This is a genomic window from Snuella lapsa, from assembly GCF_039539345.1.
Taxonomy (GTDB): Bacteria; Bacteroidota; Bacteroidia; order Flavobacteriales; family Flavobacteriaceae; genus Snuella; species Snuella lapsa.
Genome location: NZ_BAABCY010000084.1, coordinates 1 through 4,624, shown reverse-complemented (window position 1 = coordinate 4,624; position 4,624 = coordinate 1). Strand labels below are relative to the sequence as shown.

The window sequence follows — 4,624 nt, the reverse complement described above, 5'->3', positions numbered from 1 at the left end:
TTAGATATGTATAACCATAAACGAGCAGCTTAGTCATTCAACTTAAAGTCCAATTTTTTGTTGCAAGTCCAGTTATGGCGATAACCTGGAAATGGCACTTCAGCTACCGGTAGATACATTGCACCTGGATTTAGTGAGATGTCCACTTCAGCTTGATGACATTTTAGAATCTAAATACTTCAACGCTAATACCAAATTATCTTTAGGGCTTATAGATGGAAGAAACATTTGGAAAAACGATTTTGAAGGATCTTTAAAAATCATAGAAAAAGCTGCAGCTAAGATCCCTTTAGAAAACTTGTGGGTTTCGGCGTCTTGTTCATTACTGCATACACCATATGATCTTGATCTTGAAGTCAATTTACCAACAGAGATAAAGCAGTGGCTAGCCTTTGCAAAGCAAAAACTAGGTGAAATAGTCACCCTTAAAAACCTTTCGTTACCCGATAACGAAACTTATTTATCGCTCTATGAGGAAAATAAACTGGCTAACCTAACCAGGAAACGTTCAAAATTGATTCACAACCAAAACGTTAAGGAACGCATCAAAAACCTAAAAGAGTCTGATTCCCATCGCGTAAGCAATTTTAAAGTAAGACAAGCCAAACAAAAACAAGCCCTTAATTTACCTCTATTTCCAACAACCACCATTGGTTCATTTCCTCAAACAAAGGAAGTTAGGGCTTGGCGACTCAAATATAAAAAGGGACTTCTATCCCTAGCAGAATACAACGGGCTTATAGCTAAAGAAATAGAGACCTCAGTAAAATTTCAGGAAGATATCGGATTGGATGTGCTTGTACATGGTGAATTTGAGCGTAATGATATGGTCGAGTATTTCGGAGAGCAATTAAACGGATTTGCTTTTAGTGGTTTTGGATGGGTTCAAAGCTACGGTAGTCGCTGTGTTAAGCCACCGATTCTGTTTGGTGATGTATCACGCGAAAAGCCTATGACTGTAAAGTGGTCTTCCTATGCTCAATCTTTAACAGATAAACCCTTAAAAGGTATGTTAACAGGCCCTGTTACCATTTTGCAGTGGTCTTTTGTGAGAAATGATCAACCCAGAGAAACCACCTGTAATCAAATAGCTTTAGCTATTAGAGACGAAGTCGTTGACCTAGAAAAGCATGGTTTAAAGGTGATACAAATTGATGAACCGGCTATTAGAGAAGGCTTACCCCTAAGAAAAAAGGACTGGGCCAAATATTTAAACTGGGCTGTTAAAGGCTTTAAAGTTTCGGCTTGTGGCGTTAAAGATGAAACGCAAATCCATACCCACATGTGTTATTCTGAATTTAATGACATTATAGCGAGTATTGCAGATATGGATGCTGATGTCATCACCATCGAAACTTCGCGTTCAGAAATGGAACTACTTGATGCTTTTGTCAATTTTAAGTATCCAAACGAAATAGGCCCAGGTGTTTATGATATACATTCACCACGCGTACCTAACCTGGATGAAATTGAACAACTTCTGGTGAAAGCAAAAAATGTACTACCAAAAGAACATATTTGGGTAAACCCCGATTGTGGTTTAAAAACCCGGGATTGGCCAGAAACTAAAAAAGCTCTGGAAAATATTGTAAATGCAGCGAACAATCTAAGGAAACAAGAAACCGAACTGGTTTAAACCAAAACGGTTACTTCAAGTAAAAAAGTCTAAATCCTGAATATATTTTTATTCAGAATTTAGGCTTTTTCTGTTTCTTTAGGAACTCTAAACAAAAGAAATATTCCGATCAGGAAGAATAAAAACAAAAATAGAATGGCGTTTCTCATACTTCCGGTTATTTGCGCTATAAAACCATATAAAAATGTTCCAATGATGATTCCTATTTTTTCTGCTACATCATAAAAACTAAAAAATGAAGTAGTATCTGTAGTCTTAGGCAAAAACTTGGAATAAGTAGACCTAGACAAGGCCTGAATCCCTCCCATTACAATACCAACCAAACCTGCAGCAATATAAAAATCCATAGGCGTTATTAGAAAATAAGCATAAACACAAATCATAGCCCATATAACATTTATTATTATAAGTGTTCTTATGTTTCCTAAAACTCGTGAAGCCTTAGCCGTTAAAGTTGCTCCTATTATCGCTACTACTTGTATAACCAAAATGCTAACAATAAGTCCCGTTGTACGCTCAGTATCTGTTCCCCACGCAATCTCTTCTTCTCCAAAATAAGTAGCTATCAGCATTACTGTTTGCACAGCCATACTATAAACAAAAAACGCTCCTAAATAACGTTTTAACTTCATGTTTTTTCCTAACTGGCCCCAAACTAATCTTAACTCTTTAAAACCATTCAAGACAATATTTTTCTTAGGGCTTTCCCTTTTATTTCCAACAGGCAAATAATAAAATGTATACTGACTAAAAACAATCCACCAAACGCCCACTGAAACAAACGAATATTTCATAGCTTTAATCTCGGCAGCTCCGCCTACATCGGTAGTTATTCCAAAAAAGTCAGGTTTCATGACCATTGCCAAATTGAATAGCAAAAGTAGAACACTTCCAACATACCCCAAGGAGAAGCCCTTGGCACTTATTCTGTCTTGTTGTTCGGGAAATGCAATATCTGGCAAATAAGAATTATTAATTGCAAAACTCACCCAAAAACCTACCAAACCAAAAAAATAACAAAGCAGACTAAATAAAATATGGTCTAGAGAAAACCAGTATAAACCAATACATGATATACCACCTAAATAGCAGAAAAATTTCATAAACATTCGTTTATTCCCTAAATAATCGGCTACACCAGAAATTAGCGGTGTTACCAATGCTATAAAAACAAAAGCTAATGAAGTTGTATAACTTATTAATGGCGCCCTTGAAATTTCGCCACCAAAGACCTTAACTTTTTCTATATCGGCTACCCTAAACAGTGCCCCATAAAAAATTGGAAATATTGCCGAAGAAATTACCAAGCTATAAACAGAGTTAGCCCAATCGTAAAAAGCCCAAGCATTAAGAAGCTTTTTACTCCCTTTTACAAGTTGTTTCTTCATAAAAAAAGCTGCTCTTTTTATGAGCAGCTTGTAAAGTAACTAAATATTTTTATTTACAACTAATTTATTTTCTAAATGATGTAATCCCAAATTTCTTAGCCTCTGCTTTTGCTTGTGGTGCCAAAGCTTGAAGATTAGCAATACGCGTATCGTTTGAAGGGTGCGTACTCAAAATTTCGGGTGGGGCTTGTCCCCCACTATTTGCTTTCATGCGCTTCCAAAGCTCGGCGGCTTCATCTGGATTATAACCTGCTATAGCCATTAAATACAATCCAATTTTATCGGCTTCTGTCTCATGGGCTCTACTAAACGGCAACATAACACCTACTTGCGAACCCACGCCATAATATTGATTAAATGCATTTCGGGATTTTTCATCCTTAATAGCAACATTTCCTGCAACTGCCAAACCTTGTTGCACCAATCCAGCACTCATACGCTGCTGACCGTGGTTAGCCAACGCATGTGCGACCTCATGCCCCATAATGGCCGCAACACCTGTTTCACCAGCTGCTATAGGCAAAATACCTGTATAGAAAACTATTTTCCCTCCAGGCATACACCAAGCATTAACCGTTTTATCATCCACCAAATTATATTCCCATTTATAATCCTTTAAATAACCTTCATGGCCATTGGCATTTAACCAACGTTCGGCGGCTACCGCAATACGTTCACCTACCCGCTTAATCATAGCAGCATCACTAGTCCCCTTTACGACTTTGTGATCCGACAAAAACTTATCATACTCTTGAAAAGCCGTTGGAAATAATTGAGAATTAGGCACCAAGGCCATGGTTTTCTTGCCCGTAAATGGATTGGTTGCACAGGAAAGTATAATCCCCGTTGCCCCCAAAGCTACTAGCGTTTGTTTAAGTTTCATAGTAGTTGTTTTATTTATTTTAAAAGTACAAAAATCGTTCCTTTTAACTTTTAGACACAGTTTTGTTTTTATTTGTCACCAAAAAAAATACTACATTTTAATGATAAGTTTTTTAGTATTTTTCGACTTAAAACAAAATTCAAAATTAAATATAATAATGAAGAAACTCATAATTTTATTACTTACTATTTTCCTATTTAATTGCAATGGTAATGCTCAAAAAAAGAAACAAGAAACTTTTAAGGTTGTAAAATCTGAAAGTGAATGGCAAGCTCAGTTAACCGAAATGGAATTTTATGTTTTAAGAAAGCATGGAACAGAAAAAGCTTTTTCAAGTGCACTTAATAATAATCATGGAAAAGGGATTTATGTCTGTAAGGGTTGTAACACACCACTATTTAAAAGTGAACATAAATACGATTCGGGATCGGGCTGGCCGAGTTTCGATAGAGAAATAAAAGGAAATGTTGCTTTCTCGACAGATAACAATTTAGGTTATATAAGAACTGAAGAGCACTGTGCTACCTGTGGTGGTCATTTAGGTCATGTATTTAATGATGGCCCCAAAAATACTACTGGTATGCGTCACTGTATAAATGGTGTTTCTCTTAAATTCATCCCTAAAGAATAAACTATGGAAACTTATTTAACGTGAATCTTGTTTAAGCCGCCCATAGAGATAGTTGATTGGATTCAATGGGTGTAATGTTCAGAGAC

Annotated in this window: 3 protein-coding genes and 1 pseudogene; 2 read left to right on the top strand and 2 right to left on the bottom strand. The window is 36.4% G+C overall.

Annotated features, from left to right (window positions below; genetic code table 11):
• Positions 1–79: 79 nt before the first annotated feature.
• Positions 80–1,636 (top strand): annotated as a pseudogene (metE, locus tag ABD792_RS15720) (5-methyltetrahydropteroyltriglutamate--homocysteine S-methyltransferase); the annotation flags it as partial.
• Positions 1,637–1,695: 59 nt separating this feature from the next.
• On the opposite strand, the gene ABD792_RS15715 reads toward metE, so the two are convergent.
• Together ABD792_RS15715 and ABD792_RS15710 are read right to left on the bottom strand one after the other, a co-directional pair.
• Entirely contained in the window at positions 1,696–3,024 is a 1,329-nt protein-coding gene (locus tag ABD792_RS15715) for an MFS transporter (RefSeq protein ID WP_345007321.1), read from the bottom strand.
• 64 nt (positions 3,025–3,088) lie between these two features.
• Positions 3,089–3,907, bottom strand: coding sequence for a M48 family metallopeptidase (locus ABD792_RS15710; protein WP_345007320.1), 819 nt, complete (start codon positions 3,905–3,907; stop codon positions 3,089–3,091).
• A gap of 157 nt (positions 3,908–4,064) precedes the next feature.
• On the opposite strand from ABD792_RS15710, the gene msrB reads away from it, so the two are divergent.
• Positions 4,065–4,538, top strand: coding sequence for a peptide-methionine (R)-S-oxide reductase MsrB (gene msrB, locus ABD792_RS15705; protein WP_345007319.1), 474 nt, complete (start codon positions 4,065–4,067; stop codon positions 4,536–4,538).
• Positions 4,539–4,624 lie beyond the last annotated feature (86 nt).

Coding starts and splice junctions, on each gene's coding strand:
- ABD792_RS15715 (WP_345007321.1), bottom strand. CDS start 3,024: ATGAAGAAACAACTTGTAAAAGGGAGTAAAAAGCTTCTTAATGCTTGG.
- ABD792_RS15710 (WP_345007320.1), bottom strand. CDS start 3,907: ATGAAACTTAAACAAACGCTAGTAGCTTTGGGGGCAACGGGGATTATA.
- msrB (WP_345007319.1), top strand. CDS start 4,065: ATGAAGAAACTCATAATTTTATTACTTACTATTTTCCTATTTAATTGC.